The following is a 284-nucleotide window of genomic DNA, read 5'->3' as shown; positions in this document are numbered from 1 at the left end:
CAGCGTTGGCAGTTCGACAAAATCGTGCGTTCCACCCACGGTGTTAACTGTACAGGCTCCTGTAGCTGGAAAATCTACGTTAAAAATGGTCTGGTGACCTGGGAAATCCAACAGACCGACTACCCGCGCACTCGCCCTGACCTGCCCAATCATGAACCTCGCGGCTGCCCGCGTGGCGCAAGTTACTCCTGGTATCTCTACAGCGCTAACCGTCTGAAATACCCGCTCATTCGTAAACGACTGATTGAACTGTGGCGCGAAGCCCTCAAGCAACACAGCGATCC

1 pseudogene is annotated in these 284 nt (G+C 54.6%); it reads left to right on the top strand.

The window, feature by feature from the left end:
- Positions 1 to 284 (top strand): annotated as a pseudogene (locus QP437_RS09990) (hypothetical protein); the annotation flags it as partial.

Origin of the sequence: Haemophilus sp. UMB1048, from assembly GCF_030218125.1 — a bacterium.
In the GTDB taxonomy this organism is placed as follows: domain Bacteria; phylum Pseudomonadota; class Gammaproteobacteria; order Enterobacterales; family Pasteurellaceae; genus Haemophilus_D.
Note: the sequence above shows the minus strand (reverse complement) of the source record. Positions and strands in the feature narration are given on the sequence as shown.